The sequence below is a fragment of the Salinicola aestuarinus genome (genome assembly GCF_003206645.1).
Classification (GTDB): Bacteria; Pseudomonadota; Gammaproteobacteria; order Pseudomonadales; family Halomonadaceae; genus Salinicola; species Salinicola aestuarinus.
In genome coordinates this window covers 871,679-896,612 of the sequence record NZ_PZJP01000005.1, presented here as the reverse complement: position 1 = coordinate 896,612, position 24,934 = coordinate 871,679, and the positions used below count along the sequence as shown (strand labels likewise).

Below are 24,934 nucleotides of genomic sequence, written 5' to 3'. Positions count from 1 at the left end.
AAGGATTTTCGCCCATGAGCGAAATGGACGAACAGCAACGCAACGCGCAGGCCGCTTCCGACGGTTCTCAGGAACTCGCGGGCGCCATGCTGCGCCGCGAGCGCGAGCGCCAGGGCCTGAGCCTCGACGAAGTCGCCCTGCAGTTGAATCTGCGACCCGTCGTCGTTGCGGGGCTTGAGGAGGAGCGCTTCGACCAGGTGCCCGTCGCCGCCTACCGACGCGGCTACATGCGCGCCTACGCCCGACTGCTGGGCATGGACGACGCCGCCATCGTTCGCGCCTTCGATGCCGCTCACGGGCGCGCCGACATCGACCGCAAGCTCTCCCCCGTCAACACCACACGTCAGCCGTCGCGCGCCGGGGCGTGGGTCTTTCGGCTCTTTACGCTGCTGGTTCTCGTCGGCCTGGTGTCATTGACGCTACTCTGGTGGCAGAGCCGCGAAGGCAACGACGCCCTCGGCGGCGGCGATGACCCCATCTCCGTCGACGCCCGCGACGGCCAGAACGCCAACACCGACCTCGAGCCGAATACGGACACCGCGCTGCCGCCGGTTCCGAACCCGCAGGACACACCGGCCAGCGACACGCCCGCCGCCTCGGTAGACGATGACATCGAGGGTACTGACGGCGGCGTTTCCAGCAACGCCGAAATCGACACACCCAGTGTCGACGCCCGCCAGGCCGAACAGGTCGCGGATGCGGCGGTCACGCCGGACACCGCTGTCGAGGACGACCAGACGGCCGCGGACGGCGACGGTGACACCGGCGCTGCCGAGACCGATGACAATACCCTGAAGCTCAGCTTCGACGGCGAGTCCTGGACCCAGATCATCGACGCCACCGGCAGTACCGTCTTCAGCGCGCTGCAGCCGGCCGGTAGCGAAGCGACCGTCACCGGCGAGCCGCCCTTTCGCATGACCATCGGCGAGTCCGCCATGGTCACCTTGAGATATCGCGGCGAAGAGATCGACCTCGATCAATACACGAGCGGTAACGTCGCTCGCTTTACCCTGGGAGACTGACAAGCGCCATGCATTCGCAATCTCCAATCGTCCGCCGTCACTCGCGCCAGATCCACGTCGGCAAGGTGCCCGTTGGCGGCGGCGCCCCGATCGCCGTCCAGAGCATGACCAACACCGACACGCTGGATGTCGACGCGACCGTCGATCAGGTTCAGCGCCTCGAGCAGGCCGGCGCCGATATCGTCCGCGTCTCGGTGCCCGACATGGACGCCGCCGAGGCTTTCGGCAAGATCAAGCGTCGCGTCAACGTACCGCTGGTCGCCGACATCCACTTCGATTACAAGATCGCTCTGCGCGTCGCCGAACTCGGCGTCGACTGCCTGCGTATCAATCCTGGCAACATCGGTCGCGAGGATCGTGTCCGCGCGGTCGTCGATGCCGCACGCCATCACGGCATTCCGATCCGCATCGGCGTGAACGCCGGCTCGCTGGAGAAGGACCTGCAGAAGAAGTACGGCGAGCCGACGCCGGAGGCGCTGGTCGAGTCCGCCATGCGCCACATCGATCATCTCGACCGGCTCGACTTTCCCGACTTCAAGGTGAGCGTCAAGGCCAGCGACGTCTTCATGGCGGTCTCCGCCTATCGGCTGCTCGCCAAGCAGATCGAGCAGCCGCTGCACCTGGGCATCACCGAAGCCGGCGGCCTGCGCTCGGGAACGGTCAAGTCGTCGATCGGTCTGGGCATGCTGCTGATGGACGGCATCGGCGACACCATCCGTGTCTCGCTGGCCGCCGACCCGGTCGAGGAGATCAAGGTCGGCTACGACATGCTGAAGAGCCTGCGGCTTCGCGCCAAGGGCATCAACTTCATCGCCTGTCCGAGCTGTTCGCGTCAGAACTTCGACGTCATCGGCACCATGAACGCCCTCGAGGAGCGCCTCGACGACATCATGACCCCGCTCGACGTCTCGGTCATCGGCTGTGTCGTCAACGGCCCCGGCGAAGCCAAGGAGACCGATGTCGGCCTCACCGGCGGCAGCCCGGCGAACCTGGTCTATATCGATGGCAAGCCGGCGCACAAGCTGCGCAACGACCATCTCGTCGACGACCTGGAGACGCTGATCCGCGAGCGTGCCAAGGAGAAAGAGGCTCGCGACGCCGCCGTCATCACCCGCGAGGTCTGACATCACGACCGAGCAGTGCGGGATCATGTCACAAGAATCTTCCAGCGCCCGGGCACCACGCCCGAGGCGCTTCGTTTTGGGTAGGAGTGTGAGTTGAGCAACCAGTCATCTAGCAGCGAGTCATCCAGCAAGAAATCTTCACGCGGTAAACTCCAGGGCATCCGTGGCATGAACGATCTGCTGCCGGATCACTCCTCGGCCTGGCAATACCTCGAGCGTCAGTTGCGCTCGCTGGTGGATCGCTATGACTACCGTGAGATTCGCACGCCCATCGTCGAACAGACCGGCCTGTTCGCCCGCTCCATCGGCGAAGCGACGGACGTGGTCGAAAAAGAGATGTATACCTTCGACGACCGCAACGGCGAGAGTCTCACCCTTCGCCCGGAGAACACCGCTGCCGTGGTGCGCGCGTCACTGGAGCACGGGCTGCTGCACAACCAGACCCAGCGGCTCTGGTACATGGGTCCGATGTTTCGCTACGAGCGCCCGCAAAAAGGCCGCTATCGCCAGTTCCACCAGATCGGTATCGAAGCCTACGGGATGACCGGGCCGGACATCGATGCCGAAATCATTCTGCTGTCGGCACGGTTGTGGCGACAGCTCGGGATGTCCGAGCACGTCACCCTCGAACTCAATTCGCTGGGCACCGCAGAGGCCCGAGCCGATTATCGCCAGGCCCTGGTCGACTATTTCAAAGCGCACAGCGAGCTGCTCGACGAGGATTCCCAGCGCCGTCTGGTCAGCAACCCGCTGCGCATCCTGGATTCCAAGAATCCGGCGATGGCGGAGATGCTGAACGCCGCCCCGCAGCTGCTGGACCATCTCGACGACGAGTCCCGCGAGCATTTCGAACGCCTCAAGGCGACCCTCGACGCCGCCGGCATCGGTTACCGCATCAACCCGCGGCTGGTGCGTGGCCTCGACTACTACTCGCGCACCGTCTTCGAGTGGACCACCACGGCGCTCGGCAGCCAGGGCACCGTCTGCGGCGGCGGACGCTACGATGCGCTCGTCGAGCAGCTTGGCGGCAAGCCGGCCCCGGCGGTGGGCTTCGCCATCGGCCTGGAACGGCTGATGCTGCTGCTCGAGACTCTGGAACTGATTCCCGAGGAGGCCAAGGGCGGTGCCGATGCCTATTTCCTCGCGATGGGTGAGGACGCCGAGCGCCAGGCGCTGCTGATCGGTGAGCGCCTGCGCGACGCTCTGCCCGACCTGCGACTTCAGGTACACTGCGGCGGCGGTAGCTTCAAGAGCCAGATGCGCCGGGCCGATCGCAGCGGTGCCGCGTTCGCCGTGATTCTCGGCGAGGACGAGATGCGCGACGAGACGCTCACGCTCAAGCCGCTTCGCGGTGAGGGCCAGCAGGAGACGCTGGATTTCGACACGTCCGTCGCCCGTCTGCGCCGCTTCATGGACGAAGACGCTCGCGACTGACCGCGACATTGGATACCCGAGCCGCGCGCTCGAAGTCGAAGTGCGAAGCTCGAAAGCAACAGTGTAAGGAGACCGCCCGTGGCGGAGCTGAGAACCGAAGAAGAGCAGCTGGACGCAATCAAGCAGTGGTGGAAAGCCAACGGCAAATCGCTGATCGCCGGCGTCCTGGTCGCGTTGGTGGCCGTACTCGGCTGGAACGCCTGGGAGCGCCATCAGGCGAACCAGTCCGCCAGCGCCTCGGTCGCCTATCAGCAATTGATGGCGATTGCCGGTAGCGACTCGCTCGACGAGAACGCACGCGAGCAGGCTTTCTCGCTCGCAGATCAGCTCCAGAGCGACCACGGTGGTTCGCTCTACGGCGACCTCGCCGGCCTGCTGGAAGCGAAGATCGCTGTCAACGCCGAGGACTATGACCGCGCCCGCGCAGCCCTCGAGGAGATCAGCGATCGATCCGAGCGTCCCTATATGCAGGGCCTTGCACGCGTCGATCTCGCCCGTCTGCAGCTTGCCGCTGGCAATGCCGACGTCGCGCTCGACACGCTCGACACCGCCGTCCCCCAGGCCCTCGAAGCGCAGCGCCTGGAAGTCCGCGGTGACGCCCTGGTGTCGCTCGAGCGACCGGACGAGGCCCGTGACGCCTATCAGCAAGCGCAAACACAAGCTCAGGATGCCGGCCAGACGCTCTACGGCATCGATCTGAAGCTGGACGATCTCGGTGCAGAGGAAGCCGCCCAATGAAACTACATCGCCTACTTCTGCCGGTCGGCCTGACCGCCACCCTGCTCGCAGGCTGCGCAGGCAGCGTGGAACCCCAGTATCCGCCCAAGGATCTGACCGACTTCGATACCCAGGTCGACCTCGACGCACGCTGGAGCGACGGTATCGGCGAGGGCCTCGGCCGCGCCCGGTATCCGCTCACCCCGCTGGTCGACAGTGGCACACTCTACGCCGTCGATCAGACCGGCGAGCTTCGCGCACTGAACACCGATAGCGGGGAGACCGAGTGGCAGGTCGAACTCGGCACCGCCATCTCCAGCGGTATCGGTGCCGACGGCGGCCGACTCTACATCGGCACCCGCAACGGTGAAGTGCTGGCCATCGATCGCGACGATGGCAACATCGAATGGCGCTCGCGGGTCTCGAGCGAAGTGCTCGCCCCCCCGCAGGTCAATAGCTCGCAGGTCATCGTGCAGAGCGTCGATGGTGCCGTGACCGCGTTGAATCGACTCAACGGCAGCGAACAGTGGGTCTACTCCAGCTCGCAGCCCGCGCTGACGCTGCGTGGCACCGGCTCGCCACGCGTCATCGACCAGGTCTCCTTTGCCGGCTTTGCCAACGGCCGACTGGTCACGCTCGACAATCGCAGCGGCCAGCCGCTGTGGGACATGCGCGTCGCGGTGCCCAAGGGCCGCACCGAGGTCGACCAGCTGGTAGACATCGACGGCCAACCGGTACTGACGCAGGACGGCCGCCTCTATGTCACCAGCTACAACGGTCGCCTGCTGGCCCTGGAGGCCACGTCCGGCGAAGTCATCTGGGAGCGTGAGGAATCCAGCTACCTGACACCGCTGGTCGTCGGCAACTACCTGTTCACGGTGAACGAGGCGAGTCACGTCATCGCCGTCGAAGCCGATACCGGGCGCGTCATGTGGGATGCCGACACCCTGGAGGGTCGCGAATTGACCGCGCCCGCCTTCGTCGACGGCAACATTGCGGTCGGCGACAGCGAGGGTTATCTGCACCTGCTCGACGCTGCCAGCGGCGAGATGCGCGGACGCACCCACGTCGACGGTAGCGGACTGAGTCTTCCGCTGCTCACCGGCAACCAGCGTCTCTACGCCCTCGCCAACGACGGCCGTCTGGTCGCCTACGACCTGGAAAACGTCGCGGCGCGCTGACGACAACCGCTGTCGGCAGGCACTCTCGACAGTGACTGTCGAGAGGCCAGGGTTCGGCCCCGCTCAGGCGGGGCCGAATGCGTTTGTCAGCCGCCACGTGCCGCCATCCGCGGTTAGCGCTGGCGGGACAATGCTGTGCTAGAATGCCGCGCTGACGCCGCCACAAGGCACACTCGACAGTCCGCAAGCGTCGTCTCTCTTGCCACCCGCCTCTTTGCGAATCGCCATGATCCCCGTTATCGCCCTCGTCGGCCGACCCAACGTCGGCAAATCGACGCTATTCAACCGTCTCACCCGCACGCGCGATGCGCTGGTGGCCGACTACCCAGGCCTCACGCGGGATCGTAAATACGGCAGCGGCCAGCTCGGCGACAAGGCCTATACGGTAATCGACACCGGCGGCATCAGCGGTGACGAGCAGGGTATCGACGCCGCCATGGCCGAACAGTCGCTCACCGCGATCGACGAGGCGGACATCGTGCTGTTCATGGTGGACGCTCGCGCCGGTCTGATGCCGGCGGACGAAGCGATCGCCAATCACCTGCGGGTGAACCAGAAGAAGACCTGGCTGGTGGTCAACAAGACCGACGGTCTCGACGAGCATATCGGCATGTCCGACTTCTGGGGGCTGGGCATCGGCGACCCCCGCCCCATCGCGGCATCCCACGGCCGCAACGTGACCACGCTGATCGACGAAGTGCTGGCGCCCTTCCCCGAGCGCGACCCGGGCGCTGGCCCTCAGGGTGAGCATCAGGGCATCCACATCGGCATCGTCGGACGCCCCAACGTAGGCAAGTCGACGCTGGTCAACCGCATGCTCGGCGAAGATCGTGTCGTGGTGTTCGATGAGGCCGGCACGACGCGTGACGCCATCGAGATTCCGTTCGAACGGCGCGGCAAACCCTACGTGCTGGTCGATACCGCCGGCGTCCGGCGGCGCAAGAACGTCAGCCTCACCGCGGAGAAGTTCTCCATCGTCAAGACGCTGGAGGCGATCAAGGAGTGCCATGTCGCCATCATGGTGCTCGACGCGCGGACCGGGCTGGTGGAGCAGGACATGCATCTGCTCGACTTCGTGCTCTCGAGCGGTCGAGCTCTGGTGCTCGCGGTCAACAAGTGGGACGGCCTGGAGCAGGAAGCTCGCGACAAGATGCGCACCGAGATCAAGCGCCGCCTGGGCTTCGCCGACTACGCCGAACTCCATTTCATCTCGGCGCTGCACGGCACCGGGGTCGGCGATCTCTACAAGTCGGTGGACAAGGCCTTCGACAGCGCCAACACCCACTGGTCGACCAATCGCCTGACGACGATTCTGCAGGACGCCGTCAGCGAGCATCAGCCGCCGATGATCCATGGCCGTCGGATCAAGCTGCGCATGGCGCATCAGGGCGGCACCAATCCGCCGATCATCGTCGTTCACGGCAATCAGACCGCGTCGCTGCCCGAAGCCTACAAGCGCTATCTCATCAATACCTTTCGCAAGGTACTGAAGGTGCGCGGCACGCCGATTCGCTTCGAGTTTCGCTCCGGTGACAACCCGTACGACAACAACCCTGACGCCAGCGACCGCGAAAAGGCTCGCGCGCGCCAGCTGAGTCGGACCAAGGAAGCTCGCAAGAACCGGCGCTGAGCGGGGGTCAAGCCTCGCTCGACGGCGCCTGCTGCCGCGATGACGACGCCCCGGACCGCTTGGCGGCCGGGGCGTCGTCGTTTGCGTACGGGGTCATGGGGCAGGCGCCGTCGAGCCGGGAAGTGACTCGCTCACGCCTCGCCGGTCTTGGGGGACTGAGGGGAATGTGCCAGACACACCTGGTCGCGCCCGTTCTGCTTCGCCTCGTACATCGCACGATCAGCCGCCTCCAGCAGCCCGTCGGCATCTCCCCAGTCATCCGTGCAGCTGATCCCCGCGCTGAAGCTGGTATGGAAGGTCTGCGCGCCAGCGACACAGTCGAGCCGTGCAAAGTTCTGGCGAATTCGCTCCACCACGTCACGCGCCTGAATCAGCGAACACGCCGGCAGAATCGCCACGAACTCCTCACCGCCGTAGCGGCCGATATGGTCCACCCGACGCAGACGCTGTCGCAGCAGATTGGCGAGCAGCCGAATGACGTAGTCGCCGGTGGCGTGGCCGTAGGTGTCGTTGATCGACTTGAAGCGATCGATATCGATCATCACCACACAGGCACTGCTCTGCGTGCGCAGACTCCGCGCCAATTCGATCTCGATCAGCTCCTTGATCGCCGGATGCTTGATCAGCCCGGTCAAGCCATCCCTCGCCAGCGCCAGGCTGAGCTGACGCGAGCGTTGCGCCCTCGCCGTCACCGCCGCGATGAGAGAGACATCGGTAATTGGCTTGACCAGGAAGTCATCGCCGGCCTGCGCCAGCGCCTGGGCCTGCCGCCTGGCATTGGACTCCGCAGAGAGATAGATCAGCGGAATCTTCAACCAGTCGTCATCGAAGCGGATGATACGCGCCAGCTCGGGGCCCGAGCAGCCCGGCATATTGATATCGATCAGCACGAGATCGGGCACGAAGTCCCGCAGGACCTGCAGCGCAGCTCGGGGCTCGTTGATCACACGAGACTCGATGCCGGCGCTCTTGAGCGTCAGTCGGAAGTGCTCGGCGAGCTCGACGTCGTCATCGACGATCAGCGCCCGGTAAGGGTCCTGCTGGGGCAGGTTGATCAGATGCCGCAAACCCCGCTCCAGCGAGGGCACATCCACGGGGTGGATGAAGAAGCCCTGAGCGCCGTGGCGAACGGCGTGCAGGCGTGCGTCGAATCCGCCATCGTCGCTCAGCAGAATCAGCATCGCGCTGGGCATCTTTTCCAGTGTCGCCTTCCACTGCGACTCGTCGATGCGCGCCGCGTCGACGATCACCGCATCGGCTGCCTCCATGGAGGAATCCTCGGCCGACGGCGACAGCTTGTGACAGGTGTAGCCGAACCCCTTGAGGGATCGGATCAGATGGTCGCTCACCTCCTCCTCGGCCAGCACGGCCACACTGACCGCACGCTCGCCGCTGGCCAGCTCGTGACTGTTGCGCGCCTCGGTGACGGCGGCATCCGGCGTCTCCAGCAACTCGCGCAGAATCTCCTCGAGACGGTGATACATCGCGGTGAGCATGGACGTCGTCGGCGCGATGTCACTCTCCATCGCCGCTTGCAGCCAGAGCTCGAGCTCGCGCATCTCCTGGCCGAGCTTGGCATAACCGAACGTCCCCGCGGAGCCGGCATTGCGGTGGAGCCCCTGACGCAGGGTCTCCAGCGATGCCGGGTCGATTCCCTGGTCGTGGGTGCTCAGCTCCCTGGCCTGGGCGAGCAGTGTCTGCAGGTCGTGGGTCAGCCGCAGTCGATACTGCTCTCGAAGCGCCGCGAGCTTCGCCTGAACGTTATCATCCACCATGAGCCCGCTCCCAGATGTCGCGCAGCTGGGCGGCAAGCGTCATCGGATCGAAGGGCTTCACCACCACGTCGAGCGCGCCGATGGCCCGATAGTGCGCCTGCTCGCTGGTCTGCACCTTGGCGGTCATGAACACGACCGGAATCTCGCGGGTCGCGTCCTGCTCACGAAGCCGTGCCAGCGTCGTGGGTCCGTCGATGCCCGGCATCATCACATCCAGCAGGATGAGATCCGGCTGCCACTCGCTGGCCCGTTCGAGCGCCGAGTAGCCGTCGTCACAGGTCTTCACCTCGAAGCCGCCAACGATCTCGAGCGCTACGCGCGCCACTTCCTGGATCGAAGGATCGTCCTCGACGTGGAGTATCCGTTGCAGAGTCGTCATGTGAGCTCTCCCGTGAGCGTCGAATCATTGCCGCGCGCCTTTAACTGACGCTCGAAAGCCTCCCTGAGCGCTTCGGGCGACAGCCCCGGCGCGGCGATCGCGGTATCGACCTGACCCAGCAGCGTCGGGGAAAGTGCCTGTTCAGAGAAGATAATCACTGCCGGCTGATGAGCCAGCTGGCTCAGTAGCGGAATCATCTCCCACGCGACGCTGTCGCCCGCGGTCAGATCCAGAGAGATGAGATCGTAATCGTTGTTCGCCATGAGATAGCGCGCCTCCTGCAGCGAGCGGGCGACATCGAGGGTCAACGCGGGCGCGAGGTAGCCCGCGATGCGCTGGGTCAACGCCGTATCGCTCTCGAGGTGAAGAACGCGCTCGTAGCTCGACGCGCCCCGGGTCGAGCCCTGTAGCGCTGCCGCCAGGCGCTTTTCGTCCAAGGGCTTGCCGAGCCAGTCCACGGCGTTGAGCTCGCCGCCGATCTCGAGTCGCCCCTCGTCGGCAATCGCCGAGAGCACCAACACCGGAAGATCCCGCGTTCGCGGCTGCTCGCGTAGCTGGCGCAGTAGCGTCAGGCCGCTGCCGTCGGGCAGTTTCAGATCCAGGGTGATCGCATCGAAACTGCGCCGTTCCAGCCACTGGGTCGCCTCATCCAGCGTGTGCGCGGTCTCTGCGCGATAGCCCCACTGACGCACCAGAACCGCCAGCAGCAGGGCGGTATCGGGGTCGTCCTCGACGATCAAGACTCTGGCCCCCGAGGGCAGGTCTTCACCCGCGAGCACCGTCGGCTCTGCCTGCTGTTCCGGCTTGTCGAGTGCCACGACGGATGACCGCTCAAGCAGCGGCAGCTCGAAGAAGAAGCACGCGCCGTGCCCCTCCTTGGAGAAGAAATTGATGGACCCGCGCATGCGCTCGATGAGCTCGCGGGTGATGGAGAGGCCGAGCCCGGTACCGCCCTGCTTGCGGGTGGTCGAAGCATCGGCCTGAGAGAACTTCTGGAAGATCCGCTCGTGGAAGGCCTCGGGAATCCCGGGGCCGTGGTCGACGATACTGACCCGAACGCAATCCCCCAGCGGCTCGACGCGGACCTCGACCTGCATGTTCGGCGGTGAGAACTTGGCCGCGTTGGAGAGCAGGTTGCTGAGCACCTGCTGCAGCCTCATGGCATCGATGCTGACCCAGGCATCCTCGACACGCTGTGTCACTGCATAGTGAACCTGATACTGATCGGCGTAGCCCTGATTGGACTCCACCGCGAGATCGATCAACGGCATCAGCGGCTGGGCCTCCATCTCGAAGGCCATCTTGCCGGCGGCGAGCTTCTCCATGTCGAGCAGATCATTGATCAGCAGGATCAGCCGCTGGGCGTTGTTGTGCGCCACGGCCAGCATCGAGCGCATCGATTCGGGCGGCGCACCCAACGCACCGCCCTGAATCAGCCCCAGCGAGCCGGAGATGGAAGTCAGCGGCGTGCGCAGCTCATGGCTCACCGTCGAGATGAACTCGCCCTTGAGACGCTCCCCCCGCTTGCGCTCGGTCACGTCGTGGACGAAGCCATGCCAGAGCGTGCCGCCGTCGGCCTCCCGCTCCGGTATCGACTGACCCGCCACCCAGATCACGCGACCGTCCGGATGACGAATTCGATACTCGGAGTGCCAGGGCGTGAGATGCTTCTGAGACTCGGCAATCGACTCGACGACCTTGGCGCGATCCTCCTCGGGAATCATCTCGATGACCTTGGAGGCATCCGCGGCCGCCTCGGCCGGGGTCATGCCGTAGTAGCCGTTGATGGCGTCACTGGCATAGGGAAATGAGGCATGCCCGTCGGCATCGATTCGATACTGAAAGATCAGCCCCGGCGTCTGCGAGGCGATCTTGGACAGACGCCCGGACAGCTCCTCACGTGCTTCGACCTCCTGCCAGCGCATCAGGGTCCCACCGACCCAGCGCGCCAGCAGGCGCACGAACTCGTGGTCGGCCTCGTCGAACGGATGCGTGCGTGCGCTGTCGCCGCTGAACGACAGCGCACCGAAGCGTTGGCCGTGGACCCAGATCGGCGCGCCGATATAACTCTTAAGCTGGAATAGCTGATGACAGCGATGGTCGCTCCAGCCTTCGGCATCGGCATCGGCGAACGCCACCACGTCGTTACTCGCCACCACCTCACTACAGTAGGTATCGCGGGTTTCCAGCACCTGACCGCGCACGAAGCGATTGTCCGGCGAATAGCCGGCCTGGATGATGTAATCCTCGCCATCGATCTGGTTGGCGACCGCGAACGGCATATCGAGATGCGCAGCCCCCATCTTGAGCGCACGCTCCATCAGCAGCGGAAACGAGATCTCCTGCTGGGCCGCGATGTCGTTGAGCGCCTGCAGCGCTTCCTTCTGCGCGGCTAAGCGGTGGTTCAACGCCTCCAGCGTTGCCTTCTGGCTCTCGAGACGCTCCTGACTGTCGAGCATGGTGCGCCGCGTGACTCGACGCGTGGCCCACAGCAGTGCCAGCAGGCAGGCTTCGGCGATCAGCCACGCCACCCCCCAACGGATCCAGGTGGCGAGGAACAGATCGTCCAGGCCTTCGACCTGCCAGGTAATGTCGTTCCAGACCGCCGCCGCCGCGACTGCCGAGCCGTCGTCATCGCCGCTGGCACCGAAAGGCACAAGGGTCAGCAGATAGCTGAACCCGTCACTATCGGTCAGGACCGTGTGACCTGGACCATCCGTGACTGCAGGGAGTCGCCTCTCCTGCTGCCAGCGCTCGATTTCCGGGCGTGAGGCGTCATCGATGCGCCACCGTGAAACGCCCGTTTCCCCCGGTTCCCGCGTCAGCAGCGCGACACCGCTCTCGAGACGCTCATCCAGGTATTCGGCGTCCGGCGTGATGCCAAAGGCCACCTCCAGCAGACCGACCAGGGGTAGCGAGTCAGTCTCGTCATCGATCGACCGAATGGGCGCGATGCCCACCGTGGTCGCGTTTTGGCCATCGAATTCGGTGCCGAAGATCGCCGCGCGTCGATCGCGACTCTCGCGCAGGAGGTGACGCGGGACGGGGGCGTCCCGCACGACGGGTGCTTCACGGGCCGCACTCAGGCTCAGCAGGACCTGAGGGCGATCCCCGTCGAGAAAGACGTTGAGTTCGACGGCCCCGCCGTCGTTGATCGCGCCCCAGTAGGGTGCGATCTCGTTGCGCAGGGTCTCGCGGAGAGGCGCCAGATTCGTGGCACTACCGCTCTCGCTAGCCCGTGTCACCAGCTCACGGATCCTCGGATCGAGGGCGAGCGTCGAGGCGAGTACCTGGACCCGACGCTCGAGCCCTGACTTGGACGCGTTGACCGTAATCGCCTGCTCGCCCGATTGAAAAGCGATGTCACGCTGAAATGACTTGCGATCGTTCTGGAGTGCTTCGGTCAACATCCAGCCAAAGAAGAGCGTCAGCAGCGCACTGCCGATCAGGCTCAGCTGCAGGGGCAATCGAACACGTTTCACGGCAGGTTCCTCGGTCGTCTGATGCACAAACGGACGTCAGGCCGAACGAGATTATCCAGCCTTTTTCATGAGCCTAACGCATTCACCGGTTTTTGGAATCGAGAACAGCGTGAGAACCGACACGTTGACAGGCGAATTGCCAGGCCGCGCGCCCACTTCGCACGCCACGGAGGGTGGCGAAACGGATCGCCTCCTGGCGTGCCTGATCATCCCAGGCGCCCTCACCGCCGAGGTGCACCACCCAGTGGTGACAGGCGTCGAGGTAGGCCCGCTGATCAAAGGGATGGAACGCCAGCCAAAGCCCGAAACGATCCGACAGCGAAATCTTCTCCTCGACCGCATCACCATGATGCAACTCACCGTCGACGAGCTGCGTCTGCTGGTTATCGGCCATCGACTCCGGCAGCAGGTGGCGACGGTTGGAGGTGGCATAGAGCAGCACGTTCTCCGGCGGCCCGGTCAGGGTGCCATCGAGCACGCTCTTGAGCGCCTTGTACGCATCGTCGCTCCCCTCGAAGGAGAGATCGTCGCAGTAGACGACGAAGCGTTCGTTCCGCCCCCTGAGTCGCTGAACCAGCGTCGGCAGCGCAACCAGATCGTGGCGATCGACCTGAATCAGCCGCAGCCCCTCGCCCGCAAGGGTGTTGAGCAGCGCCCGCACCATCGATGACTTGCCGCTGCCGCGGGCGCCCCACAGCAGCGCGTGATTGGCGGGGTGTCCGCGGAGAAACGCCCGCGTGTTGTCGAGCAGGGCGTGCTTCTGACGCTCGACGCCGATCAGATCGTCCAGGCTCACGGCGTCCCGCGGTGCGACCGGCACCAGCTGACCGCCGAGCGGGTGGCGCTGCCACAGCGCGGCGATGTCATGCTGCCAATCCACCGCCACCGGCGCCTCCGGCAGCCACGCCTCGACCCGATCCAGAAGGCGGCTAAGCCGCTGACTCAACTCCTGATCCATCGTTGTCCTTCCTCTGCTGATGCGTAACGGCAGGCATCGGTCCCGAGCCTGCGAGGGCGCGACGGACTTGCCCGCCGGGCCTTTCCGTGCGAGAACGCCAGACCGAGAGAGTCTCCCGGCGGGACGATACCGACTCGGCGTATCTTGTCCGCCCGTCCCGCTCGGGTCCACCCGCGCCGGCCTATCCCCCATGCGTTCGCCGCTGCCCCGGCGACCGGAGTCACGTCGATGATGTCTCGCTCCCGTTTTCGCCCCTCCCTCGCCCTGCTGCTATGCCTGTCGCTCGGTGGCTGTCTGGCCCTGCCGCAGGTCGGCTTCCTGCTGGGGCGGATCGCGCTCTCCTCGATGGGCGTGGAGAACGTCCGCATCGGTAACTACCACTTCGACCCCGGCCTCGAGCAGATCAATGAAATGACGCTGCTGAACTCCGGGCTCGCATTGGCAGGACTGCCGGTGAACTTCAATCTGCCGTTAGCGCTGTCGCTGCCCATGAGCGCCCCCCCCATCCAGCTTCAGGGGTTCGCCTGGTCGCTCGAGGTTCCCGGCGCCGAGCCTGCCCGGGGCGAAGTCAGCGAGCCGATAACACTGGGTGGCGGTGACAGCGAGACGGTGACCCTGCCCATCTCCCTGCACCCGGACACCGCCGGCTCGCCGGAGCCCAGGGTCTCGGCGCTACTGGCGCTGGCGCGGGAGCTCAGCGCCGACAATACCCTCCCCGCCGGCAGCCGACTCGCCTTCACACCGACGCTTCCCGCCGAGATCGCACGGATCATCAAGGCGCCCACCCTGCACTTCGATATCGGCAACGGCGGCAGCCTGAATGAGGAGGATCGAGACGACAGCCCTGACTCGAGCGGCCTATAGTGCGAATCCGCCTCACGCCCACAGCGCCCCCGCGCCGACGCTGACACCGCAGCGCCGGCGTGCGCTCCAAGGTTGACCGCGGGGGCGGGCCGGGTATCTTGAGCGGGTCGACGCTCCCATCTCGACATCGGCGCCCGGCCTCGGCCAACTCGATCGCCGACGATCACCACGATAACGACCTATCCGTATTCGGAGACCACCATGCCTGCAAGACCCACACGTTGCGCCGTCGGCGCCCTCGCCGTGGCCGCTCTGCTCAGCGCCTGCAGCACGTCACCGCTTGGCCGCAACCAGCTCGCTTTCTACTCCGACGGCGATCTGGCCGAGATGGGCCAGCAGAGCTTCGCCCAGTACCAGCAGGAGCTGCCGACCGTGGGCGGTGCCCAGGCGCAGTACGTGCAGTGCGTGGCGAACGCCATCACCGCCGAAGTGCCCGCCAGCGAAGGCATCGACAGCTGGCAGGTCAAGGTCTTCAAGGATGATTCCGCCAACGCCTTCGCGCTGCCGGGGGGCTATATCGGGGTCAACACCGGGCTACTCGATGTGGCGAGCAATCAGGATCAGCTCGCCGCGGTCATCGGCCACGAAGTGGGCCACGTTCTCGCCCACCACGCCAACGAGCGGGCCTCGACTCAGGCAGTGACGCAGGGCGGCCTGTCGGTGCTGCAGAGCGCGGTGGGTCTGCAGGGCGCGGGCGGCCAGCAGGTCATGGGGCTGCTCGGCGCCGGCGCGCAGTACGGCGTGGTACTGCCGTTCTCGCGCAAGCATGAATCCGAAGCGGATCTGATCGGGCTCGACCTGATGGCGGATGCCGGCTTCGATCCGTCGGCGAGTCTCGCGCTGTGGCAGAACATGGCCGCCAACAGCCAGGGCGAGCAGCCGGCGTGGATGTCGACCCACCCGAGCAACACGCAGCGCATGGAAGATCTGCGCAACCGTCTGCCCGAGGCCACCCCCCGCTTCGAGCAGGCCAAAGCCAACGGCAAGCGCCCCAGCTGCCGGGCCTGAGCCATCGCCCCCACGACAGGGGCGACAAGCCCCCGCCAGGCAGGGCGTGGCAAACGCCTGTCAGAAACGCAGAAACCGCTGCCCGGGCAGCGGTTTCTTCGTGGGTCGGTCGCGGGGCAAGACGGGCTATAGAGTCTGGCGAAGCGCGGCGTAAAGCGGTGCGGTCTCAGGCTCGACGCCGCGCCAGAGCGCGAAGGAGGCCGCTGCCTGCTCGATCAGCATGCCCAGCCCGTCCACGGTGCGCGCGCCCTGCGCCCCGGCCCAGCGCAGAAACACCGTGGGTTCGGCGGCGTACATCATGTCGTAGGCGAGCCCGCCCACGCCGAAAAGCCCCTCCGGCAGCGGTGGCAGATCGCCGGCAAGGCTCGCGCTGGTGGCGTTGACCACCAGATCGAACGGCCCGGTGACGGCTTCGAAGCCGCAGCCCTCAACCTCGCCACGCTCGGCGAAGAGCTGTGCCAGCGCCTCCGCCTTGGCCACCGTGCGGTTGGCAATCGTCAGCGACGCGACACCCGCGTCCAGCAGCGGCTCGATCACGCCCCGCGAGGCGCCGCCCGCCCCCAGCAGCAGTACGCGCGCGCCATCGAGGGGGGCCGCGTGGGCCTCGAGATCGCGCACCAGCCCCACGCCGTCGGTGGTATCACCGTGAGTCCCGCCCTCGGGCGTGACGCTGAGTGTATTGACCGCGCCGGCGAGGCGCGCCCGCGGCGTCAGCGTGTCTGCCAGCGCAAACGCGGTCTCCTTGAACGGCACGGTGACGTTGGCCCCCCGCCCGCCGTCGGCGACGAATCGCTGCCAGGCAGTGGCGAAATCCGCGACCGGGGCCTCGATCGCCTCGTAGCGCATCGCCTGGCCGGTCTGCTCGGCAAAGGCGGCGTGGAGTCGCGGCGATCGGGAGTGGCCGATCGGGTTGCCGAAGACGGCGTAGCGGTCTGTCATCGAAACATCGCTCCTATTGGACGGCTTGGCGTTGAGAGTCTTCCGCCGGGGCGTCGAGGCCGAGCCAGTCCCGCGGCACCAGAAAGGCGTCGAGCCCGGCCTCGTCACTGTCTGCTTGGGGCGCCCACTGATACTGCCAGCGCGCCATCGGCGGCATCGACATCAGGATGGATTCGGTGCGCCCGCCGCTCTGCAGGCCGAACAGGGTGCCACGGTCCCACACCAGATTGAACTCTACGTAGCGCCCGCGGCGGTAGGACTGGAATTCACGCTCGCGTTCGCCGAACGGCACCTCGCGGCGGCGCTCGACGATAGGCCGGAACGCCTCGATGAAGCTGTCGCCGACCGAACGCTGGAACGCAAAGCACTCCTCGAAGGACCACTCGTTGAGGTCGTCGAAGAAGAGCCCGCCGACGCCGCGGGTCTCGTCGCGGTGCTTCAGGTAGAAGTACTCGTCGCACCAGCGCTTGAAGCGGGGATAGACCGACTCGCCGAAGGGATCACAGGCTGCCTTGGCCACTTGATGCCAGTGCTCGACGTCTTCCAGGTAGGGGTAGTACGGCGTCAGATCGTACCCGCCGCCGAACCACCACACCGGCTCTTCACCCTCTTTGTCCGCAATGAAAAAGCGGACGTTGCCGTGCGAGGTGGGCACGTGCGGGTTACGCGGATGCAGCACCCAGGAGACGCCGACGGCATGGAAGCTGCGCCCGGCGAGCTCCGGGCGCGCAGCACTGGCCGAGGCCGGCAGCTCGGCGCCGTAGACGTGGGAAAAGTTCACCCCGCCCTTCTCGAACAGCGCGCCCTCCTCGATCACCCGTGAGCGACCGCCGCCTCCCGCCTCACGCTCCCAGCTCTCTTCGCGGAACGTCTGCGCGCCGTCCAGCGCTGCCAGGTCCTCGCAGAGCCGGTCCTGCAGGCTCTGCAGGTAGGCTTTGACGCGTTCGAAATTGGGATGGGCCACGGTCGATCTCCTGAGTCGGTCGAAGGGTTCGGTCGGAAAAGTCCGTTCGGTTGCATGGGTCGACCGCCACGCGCACCTGCGCGAATCGGCCGGCGATGACGTCACTCTCGCAGCGTTCGATTGCTCGCGAGATCGCGGATGGTACTGGGCCGATCGCGCCCGCCGAGTGCGCCGTCGACGACGACATCCACCGCATCGCCGAAGAGCGTGCGGATGGCATCGCCGCTCATGGCAGGTGCCTCCCCGGCGCGGTTGGCGGAAGTCGAGACCAGCGCCCCGCCCCAGGCCGCGCAGAGCTCGCGAACCAGCGGATGATCGCTGACCCGCACGGCCAGCGTCGGATGCGCGCCGTGCAGCAGCGCCTGCGCGCGACCGTTATCGGGAATCAACCAGGTATTGGGGCCGGGCCAGCTCGCCTCGAGTCGCTCTCGGGCCTCGCTGTCGATGCCGGCCAGCCAGGGCTCGAGCTGAGCGATCTCGCCGGCAATGAGGATCAACCCCTTGTCGCTGGCCCGCCCTTTCAGCGCGATCAGCCGCGACAGTGCGGTGGCGTCGTCGGGATTGCAGCCGAGCCCCCACACGCCCTCGGTCGGATAGGCGATCACGCCGCCCCGCTGAAGGGCAGTGACCGCTGCCGCCATCTGCCCATTGTCTGAACTCTCGCGCATACCCAAATCCTGCCGATTCGATCGTCGTTGCGAACCCGCCGGCCAGCGCCCCGTGGACAGCCGGCAGCACGCGTCCCGTTGATGCGATATTACCATGCGAGACGGCAGGGCTTGGGCGTGCCCAAGCGTCGCACCTGCCCAGCGGATCGCGTCGCACCTGCCCAGCGGATCGCGTCGCACCTGCCCAGCGGATCGCGTCGCACCTGCCCTGCGAATCGCGTCGCACCTGCCTGATCATCGAACCGCTTGCGGATCCCTGCCGACTGGCGAGAGCCGGCGCGGGTGGCCATAGTGAAACGTCAAAGCCCCTTGAACGATGACCCAGGAGTGATCGATGCCCCGTTTCTCCCCGCCAAGTTCCGTGTTCGTCTCGTCACCGTGGTGTCGGTCGCTGGTCGGTCTCGTCTGTGCCGGTGCCCTCACCGCCTGTGCGCAGCAGCCCGCCGAGCCGGCAGCGCCACAACCTTCGCTCTCCGACGAACTGGTGATGGCGACGGCCTGGATGCAGACCTCGGGCGAATATGCCGCGCTCAGCCATCAGGCCTTCAACCTGGCGCGTCTGAGCCTGGATCGCGCGCTGGCCGCCGACAGCGGCGAGCGCCAGCCGGCGATCATCGTCGATGTCGACGAGACCGTGCTCGACAACTCGCCCTATCAGGCGTGGCTGATCGCCAGCGGCAGGCACTACGAGAGCGACACCTGGAACCAGTGGGTCGAGCAGGCCAGCGCCCAGCCGATGCCCGGGGCGAGGGACTTTCTGGACTACGCCGCCTCGCGGGGCGTCGAGATCTTCTACGTCACCAATCGTCGCGACGGGGAAACCGACGCGACACTGGCCAACCTTCAGCGCGTCGGCTTTCCGGATGCGGATGTCGAGCACTTCCTGCCGCGAACGGACGCCAGCGACAAGACCGAACGACGACAGCGGGTGGCCGCATCGAACTGGGTCGTGCTGCTGATGGGTGACAACCTGGGGGATTTTTCGGCGGGATTCGACCGCGAGACGGCTCAGGCGCGGCGGGCAGCGGTCGACGCCCAGGCCAACGCCTTCGGGGCACGCTACATCGTGCTGCCCAACCCGGCCTACGGGGCCTGGGAAGGCGCGATCTACGGCAATGACTTCAGCCTGGATGACGCGGAGAAGGCTCGGGCGCGGCGCGATCATCTCGACGCCTGGAGCGGCCCGACCACGCCCTGAAAGGGGCCCTGTCGCGCGGCGCAAATAGCGCCGGCCGGCTCAGCGCCCGCGACGCACCCAGCCGCCACTGGTCTGGGCCACACGGCCCTCGAGCTCCAGTTCCAGCAGCGCGAGCTGGAGCTCGCCCACGCCCTGCCCGGTGGCCTCCACCAGCAGGTCGACCGGGGTGGGGGCATCACTGAGGTGTGCCAGCAGCGACGAGGCTTGGGACTGATCGACCGGCAACTCGTTCAGCGACGACTGACGCTCCTCGGGTGTCGCCAAGCCCGGAGTGCTGGTATTCCCCGTCCGGTCGGCGGCAGTCGCCGCGCTCGCGTCCCAATGCCCCAGCTCAGCGAGAACGTCTCCGACCTCCTGTACCAGCGCCGCTTCCCCGCGCTGAATCAGGCGTAGGCAGCCGCCCGCCTGAGGGTTATGAATCGAGCCGGGAATCGCGAACACGTCGCGGCCCTGCTCGAGCCCCAACCGGGCGCTGATCAGCGAACCGCTCTTCTCCGCCGCCTCGACCACCAGCACCCCAAGCGACAGCCCCGTAATGAGGCGGTTGCGGCGCGGAAAGAAGCGCGAGTGCGCGCGAGTCTCGGCGGGATGCTCGGAGAGCAGCAGCCCGCCCTCTTCCACCAGTGCCCGGTAGAGTCCGGCGTGTCGCGGCGGGTAGATCACCTCCACGCCACAACCGAGCACGCCCACCGTTCGCCCGCCGGCCTGAAGGGCAGCGTGCTGGGCAATGCCATCGATCCCCAGCGCCATGCCGCTGGCGATACCCAGGCCCTGTGTAACCAGCTCGCGCGCGAATGCCGCAGCGTTGTCGCGCCCTTCCCGCGTGGGGCGACGCGTTCCCACCATCGCGAGCAAAGGCGGCGTGAGCGCGGCCAGGTCCCCTTTCGCCCAGAGAATGACCGGCGGGTCAGGGAGCTGATCGAGTAGCGCAGGCCAGGCCGGATGACCGGGATGCAGCAGATGATGCCGCGGGCTTTCGGCTTCCCAGGCGAGTGCGGCCTCGATCTCGCCGGCGAGCGGACTCTTGCCGGGATGATCGAGCCACAGTCGCAGGGGCTGCGCCAGCGCCGCCGGCAGTGCCGCAAGCCAGCCGTCGGGCCAGACGGGCGCCTGATGCTCGCGCCAGCGGGCGACGAGCGGCGCCAGCGTCGACGGCCCCAGCCCGGGGATCGCGCGAAGCGCCAGCCAGTCCGCCACGCGCGGGTTCACGACGACGCTCCGCCTTCGAGCGTGGCGCGCAGATCGCGCGGCACGACCAGCCGGTCGCCGATCGACAGCGGCTGCGAGGCACGCATCACCAGCGCATAGCTCACTCGATCGAAGATCCGGAAGATCATCACCGCACCAGCCTCGGTATCCGGCAGCGTGACGACGCTATCCCGGTGGTCGTCGCGAACGCGTTCGCCCTGGCGCATGACCTGCAGCACATGCCCCACCGCCAGGCCGTCACGGCGGCCGCGGTCCAGCGCGATGACATCGTAACGGCCGGCATGACGAACGCCCGCAGGGGCATCGATCAGCGTCGCGACGAGCGGAACTGTCGGTGCCCGTGGCGCGAACTGCGTCGTGATGCCGCCTTCGTCCAGCGACAGCAGAAAGTCGCCATCCCGAATCTCCTGCACCGCGTCGAGCACCACGAGTTCGGCCACCGCCCCGACATTGCGCTTCACCTGAACATGCCCCAGGCGATGGAGTTCGAGCCCCAGAAACTCGCCGCTGGCCGCCGCCCGATAGCGGGCACCGGGGCGATAGACCCCCAGCGTGGCACCCGCCGTCGGCAACCGGCCGCGCGCATAGAGAGTGTCGCCCGCGCCGCTCAGCAGCCGCTGCGCCTGCCCCGCCACCACCGTCGGCGCATCGACGAGCACGCCGGGATCCACCACCCGATAGGCCGAGAGAAAGACGCGGATGCGATCGAGCGGCAGCCCCGGCACCGCGTCCCGCGCGGGGGCCCGGCGTACCCCGGGCGAGAGCTTGACCGCCTCACCGCGCCCTCGGTCGAGGGAGACCCGCGGCGACGCCGGTGGCCCCTCGAGGCGGATGACGTCGCCGGCGTAGAGCCGATCCGGCGCGGTGATGGCCGGATTGCTCGCCATCAGCTCGCGCCAGCGCCAGGGCGCCTCGAGAAAGCGCGCCGCGATACCCCAGAGCGTATCGCCCGCGCGGACGGTGTAGCGCGTCGGTGCATCGGGCTTGAGTGACAGCGCCTCGACGCTCGGGGCCAGCAGCAGCAGGCAGAGCGCGGCGGCGCGAAGCAGACGGCAACCGACACGATCGACGGCGACAACAGTATCCATGAACGGGTCTCGACAGCGGATTGCCCAGTAGATCGGCGTCTCCCGGCGAGACTTGAACGACGCCCATGGGTCACGATTAGCCGCGCCTCGCCGATTTCCGGACCCGCGACCGGTGCCGCGTGCCACGCAAGGTTTGAGAACCGTGGCGCCCGGCTTACAATGGCGAGCTATTTCATTACCTGCCGACGGGCGTCCACGCTATGGCCATCAGAACCATCCTCGAATATCCCGATCCACGTCTGCGAACCCAGGCCGCTCCGGTCGAGCAGGTCGACGACGACATCCGCGCCCTGGTCGACGACATGATCGAGACCATGTACGACGCCTCCGGCATTGGCCTGGCGGCGACGCAGGTCGACGTGCACCAGCGAGTGATCGTGATGGACGTCAGCGATGACCGCAGCTCGCCGCTGGTGCTGATCAACCCGAGCTACGAGCCGCTCGACGACGAGCGTCAGCCGCTGCAGGAAGGCTGCCTGTCGATTCCCGATTACTACGCCGAAGTGCCGCGCGCGCTGCGTGTCCGGCTCAAGGCCACCGATCGCGACGGCAAGGCCTACGAGCTCGAGGCCGACGGCCTGCTGGCGCACTGCATTCAGCACGAGTACGACCACCTCGAGGGCGTCCTGTTCGTCGACTACCTGTCGCCGCTCAAGCGCGACCGCGTGCTCAAGAAGATGCAGAAGCGCCACCGTCAGGATCAGAACGCCTGACCTTCGACGCCCGCCGTCGACATCGACTGCTATACGTACCGGGCCGGTCATCACTGCGATGCCGGCCCGGGTACGTTGGCCCCAGGCGCGCGCCGAGACCCGCCGCCGATCCCGTGACCTGAGCGCCCCCCCATTCCGACAGAGGACCCCCGCCGCATGAGCGACTGCTCCGATGCGCCCGCCCTGCGAATCGTTTTCGCCGGCACGCCCGATTTCGCCGCCGAGAGCCTGAAGGCGCTGCTCGCCTCACGCCACCGCGTGGTCGGCGTCTACACCCAGCCCGATCGCCCCGCCGGACGCGGACGCAAGCTCACGCCGAGCCCGGTCAAACGCCTCGCCCTCGAGCACGACCTGCCGGTCGAGCAGCCCGAGACGCTCAAGGACGCCGACGCCCGCGCCCGGCTGGCGGCGTTCGAAGCCGACGTGATGATCGTTGTCGCCTACGGCCTGCTGCTGCCGCAGGCGGTACTCGATATCCCGCGACTCGGCTGCCTCAACGTGCACGCTTCGCTGCTGCCGCGCTGGCGCGGCGCCGCCCCCATCCAGCGCGCCATCGAAGCCGACGATGCCGAGACCGGCATCACGTTGATGCAGATGGATGCGGGGCTCGACACCGGGGCGAGTCTGATGACCGCGTCAACGTCGATCGATGCCACCACGACCGGCGGCTCGCTGCACGACACGCTGGCCGCACTCGGCGGCAAGACACTGGTCGACGGGCTGGATGCGCTGAGCGAAGGGCGGCTCACCGCGACGCCGCAGCCGGAAGCCGGCGTCACTTACGCCGCCAAGCTCTCCAAGGCCGAGGCCGAGCTCGACTTCACCCGGACTGCCACCGAACTGGCCAGTCGCATCCGCGCCTTCAATCCCTGGCCGGTCGCCTGGAGCCGCCTGGCGGGCGAGACGCTGAGGGTGTGGTTCGCCGAACCCGAGTCGAACGTGGCCTCCCAATCGCCGAGTGCCCCGGGCACGCTGCTGACGCCGGCAGAGGATGCCCTGCGCATCGCCTGCGGCGAGACAGGCAACGACGTGCTGCGCATCACCCGCCTGCAGCTACCGGGGGGCAAACCGCTCACCGCTCGGGATCTACTCAACGCCAATCATTCGCGGCTCGCACCGGGCCAGCGCCTCGGTAGCCCCGCCCAGGAGACACCGTCTTGAAATCCTCCCAATCCAGCCGTATCAAGGACGCGCGCGCCGCCGCCGCGACGCTGCTCGCCCCGGTGATCAACGGTCAGGCATCGCTTGCCACGCTCGACCAGCGTCTCTCCGGCATGGCGGTCAGCGACCGCGACCGCGGCTTCGTCAAGGCGCTCTGCTTCGGCGTCTGCCGCACCTATCCAAGACTGGATGCGCTCGCCGGCGAGCTGCTGCGTCAGCCGTTCAAGCAGCGTGATGCCGATGTCCAGGCACTGCTGATGCTCGGGCTCTACCAGCTATTGCACATGCGCGTCCCCGCCCATGCCGCCGTCAGCGAGAGCGCCGGCGCCGCCCGCGCGCTCGGCAAGACCTGGGCGACCCGCGTGCTCAACGGCTGCCTGCGCCGCTTCCAGCGCGAGTCCGCCACGCTGGAGGCGAAGGTCGATCGTGACGAGGCCGTCGCCTTGATGCACCCTGCGTGGCTGGTCGACGCGCTGCGCAGCGCCTGGCCGACGTCGTGGGAGGCGCTGTGTCACGCCAACAACGAGCCCGGCCCGATGACGCTGCGGGTCAATCGCCGGCACACCACGCGCGACGCCTATCTGGAACGCCTTGCCGCGGCGGGTATCGACGCGACCGCCTGCGTCCACGTCGAAGACGGCATTCAATTGGCGACCCCGTTCGACGTCGAGCAGCTACCCGGCTTCGCCGACGGCGACGTCAGCGTGCAGGATGAAGCGGCCCAGCTCTGCGCCAGCCTCCTCGCGCCGGCGCTGGCCGATGCCCCCAACGCGCGGGTACTCGACGCCTGCAGCGCCCCGGGAGGCAAGAGTGCGCACCTGCTGGAGCGCTTCGATATCGCGCTCACCGCCGCCGACATCGACGCCGAACGCCTGTCGCGGGTCGAGGCGACGTTGGAGCGGCTCGGTCTCTCCGCCGGCCTCGAGGCGGCCGACGCCAGCGCCACGCCCCCCGAAGGCGCGGCAGCGTTCGACGCCATTCTGCTCGACGCCCCCTGCTCGGGCACCGGCGTCATTCGTCGTCATCCGGACATCAAGCTGGCCCGGCGCGAAAGTGATATCGACGCGCTGGCCGCCCTGCAGTCACGCCTGCTGGACGCGCTGTGGCAGCGCCTCGCCCCCGGCGGCACCCTGCTCTACGCCACCTGCTCGGTGTTGCCGGCGGAGAACGATGAGCAGATCGCCGCGTTTCTCGCGCGCACCGCGGACGCCAGCGCGGACACCCCCGCGGACGTCACCTGGGGCGCGGCTGCCGGCGCCGGTCGCCAACTACTGGCGGCGCAGAACGGGCACGACGGTTTCTTCTACGCCCGACTCGTCAAGGCCGCCTGAGCCGGGCTGAGTTGCACCCGGTGTGACTTGCACCGGGTGTCAAGGGCTCCGATACTGGGCCGACACGCGACTGACGCGCCAGCGGGAGT

At 66.9% G+C, this 24,934-nt stretch carries 21 protein-coding genes; 12 read left to right on the top strand and 9 right to left on the bottom strand.

Features of this window, described 5'->3' with window-relative positions; all coding sequences use genetic code 11:
• The first annotated feature begins 14 nt into the window (after positions 1-14).
• From DOM41_RS09465 to der, 6 genes are all read left to right on the top strand, one after another.
• Complete coding sequence (locus DOM41_RS09465) at positions 15-1,022, top strand: RodZ domain-containing protein (RefSeq protein ID WP_110686563.1); 1,008 nt, start codon at positions 15-17, stop codon at positions 1,020-1,022.
• A gap of 8 nt (positions 1,023-1,030) precedes the next feature.
• Positions 1,031-2,146, top strand: a complete 1,116-nt coding sequence (gene ispG / locus DOM41_RS09460; protein ID WP_110686562.1) for a flavodoxin-dependent (E)-4-hydroxy-3-methylbut-2-enyl-diphosphate synthase — start codon at positions 1,031-1,033, stop codon at positions 2,144-2,146.
• A gap of 168 nt (positions 2,147-2,314) precedes the next feature.
• Complete coding sequence (hisS, locus tag DOM41_RS09455; protein ID WP_110686561.1) at positions 2,315-3,580, top strand: histidine--tRNA ligase; 1,266 nt, start codon at positions 2,315-2,317, stop codon at positions 3,578-3,580.
• 78 nt (positions 3,581-3,658) lie between these two features.
• Positions 3,659-4,318: a YfgM family protein gene (locus tag DOM41_RS09450; RefSeq protein WP_110686560.1), complete on the top strand. Its 660-nt coding sequence runs from the start codon at positions 3,659-3,661 to the stop codon at positions 4,316-4,318.
• A complete protein-coding gene (gene bamB, locus DOM41_RS09445) occupies positions 4,315-5,478 on the top strand; it encodes an outer membrane protein assembly factor BamB (protein ID WP_110686559.1) in 1,164 nt (387 codons plus the stop codon). Before DOM41_RS09450 ends, bamB begins: the two co-directional genes overlap by 4 nt.
• 226 nt (positions 5,479-5,704) lie before the next feature.
• Entirely contained in the window at positions 5,705-7,108 is a 1,404-nt protein-coding gene (der, locus tag DOM41_RS09440; RefSeq protein ID WP_110686558.1) for a ribosome biogenesis GTPase Der, read from the top strand.
• A 131-nt stretch (positions 7,109-7,239) separates the two neighbouring features.
• On the opposite strand, the gene DOM41_RS09435 is transcribed toward der, so the two are convergent.
• From DOM41_RS09435 to DOM41_RS09420, 4 genes are all read right to left on the bottom strand, one after another.
• Positions 7,240-8,883, bottom strand: coding sequence for a GGDEF domain-containing response regulator (locus tag DOM41_RS09435; RefSeq protein WP_110686557.1), 1,644 nt, complete (start codon positions 8,881-8,883; stop codon positions 7,240-7,242).
• Entirely contained in the window at positions 8,873-9,262 is a 390-nt protein-coding gene (locus tag DOM41_RS09430) for a response regulator (RefSeq protein ID WP_110686556.1), read from the bottom strand. The genes DOM41_RS09435 and DOM41_RS09430 overlap by 11 nt, the downstream gene beginning before the upstream one ends.
• Entirely contained in the window at positions 9,259-12,744 is a 3,486-nt protein-coding gene (locus DOM41_RS09425; protein ID WP_110686555.1) for a GAF domain-containing hybrid sensor histidine kinase/response regulator, read from the bottom strand. Before DOM41_RS09425 ends, DOM41_RS09430 begins: the two co-directional genes overlap by 4 nt.
• An 82-nt stretch (positions 12,745-12,826) precedes the next feature.
• A complete protein-coding gene (locus tag DOM41_RS09420) occupies positions 12,827-13,702 on the bottom strand; it encodes an ATP-binding protein (protein WP_110686554.1) in 876 nt (291 codons plus the stop codon).
• A 228-nt stretch (positions 13,703-13,930) separates the two neighbouring features.
• Here DOM41_RS09420 and DOM41_RS09415 point away from each other — a divergent pair, with 228 nt between their 5' ends.
• Entirely contained in the window at positions 13,931-14,566 is a 636-nt protein-coding gene (locus DOM41_RS09415; RefSeq protein ID WP_110686553.1) for an LEA/WHy family protein, read from the top strand.
• A gap of 201 nt (positions 14,567-14,767) precedes the next feature.
• Positions 14,768-15,574, top strand: coding sequence for a M48 family metallopeptidase (locus DOM41_RS09410; protein WP_110686552.1), 807 nt, complete (start codon positions 14,768-14,770; stop codon positions 15,572-15,574).
• 126 nt (positions 15,575-15,700) lie between these two features.
• Here the strand turns inward: DOM41_RS09410 and aroE are convergent, their stop codons facing one another.
• The 3 genes from aroE to tsaC all read right to left on the bottom strand — a co-directional run bounded on the left by aroE (position 15,701) and on the right by tsaC (position 18,145).
• Positions 15,701-16,513, bottom strand: coding sequence for a shikimate dehydrogenase (aroE, locus tag DOM41_RS09405; protein ID WP_110686551.1), 813 nt, complete (start codon positions 16,511-16,513; stop codon positions 15,701-15,703).
• Positions 16,514-16,526: 13 nt separating this feature from the next.
• Entirely contained in the window at positions 16,527-17,477 is a 951-nt protein-coding gene (gene hemF / locus DOM41_RS09400) for an oxygen-dependent coproporphyrinogen oxidase (protein WP_110686550.1), read from the bottom strand.
• A gap of 101 nt (positions 17,478-17,578) precedes the next feature.
• Entirely contained in the window at positions 17,579-18,145 is a 567-nt protein-coding gene (gene tsaC / locus DOM41_RS09395) for an L-threonylcarbamoyladenylate synthase type 1 TsaC (protein WP_110686549.1), read from the bottom strand.
• A 334-nt stretch (positions 18,146-18,479) separates the two neighbouring features.
• Between tsaC and DOM41_RS09390 the strand changes: the two genes are divergently transcribed.
• Positions 18,480-19,343 (top strand): 5'-nucleotidase, lipoprotein e(P4) family, encoded by an 864-nt coding sequence (locus DOM41_RS09390; protein ID WP_110686548.1) that lies wholly within the window; start codon positions 18,480-18,482, stop codon positions 19,341-19,343.
• A 39-nt stretch (positions 19,344-19,382) separates the two neighbouring features.
• Here DOM41_RS09390 and dprA read toward each other — a convergent pair whose 3' ends face one another.
• Together dprA and DOM41_RS09380 are read right to left on the bottom strand one after the other, a co-directional pair.
• A complete protein-coding gene (gene dprA / locus DOM41_RS09385; protein ID WP_245391789.1) occupies positions 19,383-20,552 on the bottom strand; it encodes a DNA-processing protein DprA in 1,170 nt (389 codons plus the stop codon).
• A complete protein-coding gene (locus DOM41_RS09380) occupies positions 20,549-21,640 on the bottom strand; it encodes a LysM peptidoglycan-binding domain-containing protein (RefSeq protein ID WP_110686547.1) in 1,092 nt (363 codons plus the stop codon). Before DOM41_RS09380 ends, dprA begins: the two co-directional genes overlap by 4 nt.
• A 200-nt stretch (positions 21,641-21,840) precedes the next feature.
• On the opposite strand from DOM41_RS09380, the gene def reads away from it, so the two are divergent.
• The 3 genes from def to rsmB all read left to right on the top strand — a co-directional run bounded on the left by def (position 21,841) and on the right by rsmB (position 24,845).
• Complete coding sequence (def, locus tag DOM41_RS09375) at positions 21,841-22,353, top strand: peptide deformylase (RefSeq protein ID WP_110686546.1); 513 nt, start codon at positions 21,841-21,843, stop codon at positions 22,351-22,353.
• A 156-nt stretch (positions 22,354-22,509) separates the two neighbouring features.
• A complete protein-coding gene (gene fmt / locus DOM41_RS09370; protein WP_110686545.1) occupies positions 22,510-23,514 on the top strand; it encodes a methionyl-tRNA formyltransferase in 1,005 nt (334 codons plus the stop codon).
• On the top strand, positions 23,511-24,845 hold the full coding sequence (gene rsmB / locus DOM41_RS09365) for a 16S rRNA (cytosine(967)-C(5))-methyltransferase RsmB (RefSeq protein WP_110686544.1): 1,335 nt from the start codon (positions 23,511-23,513) through the stop codon (positions 24,843-24,845). The genes fmt and rsmB overlap by 4 nt, the downstream gene beginning before the upstream one ends.
• Positions 24,846-24,934 lie beyond the last annotated feature (89 nt).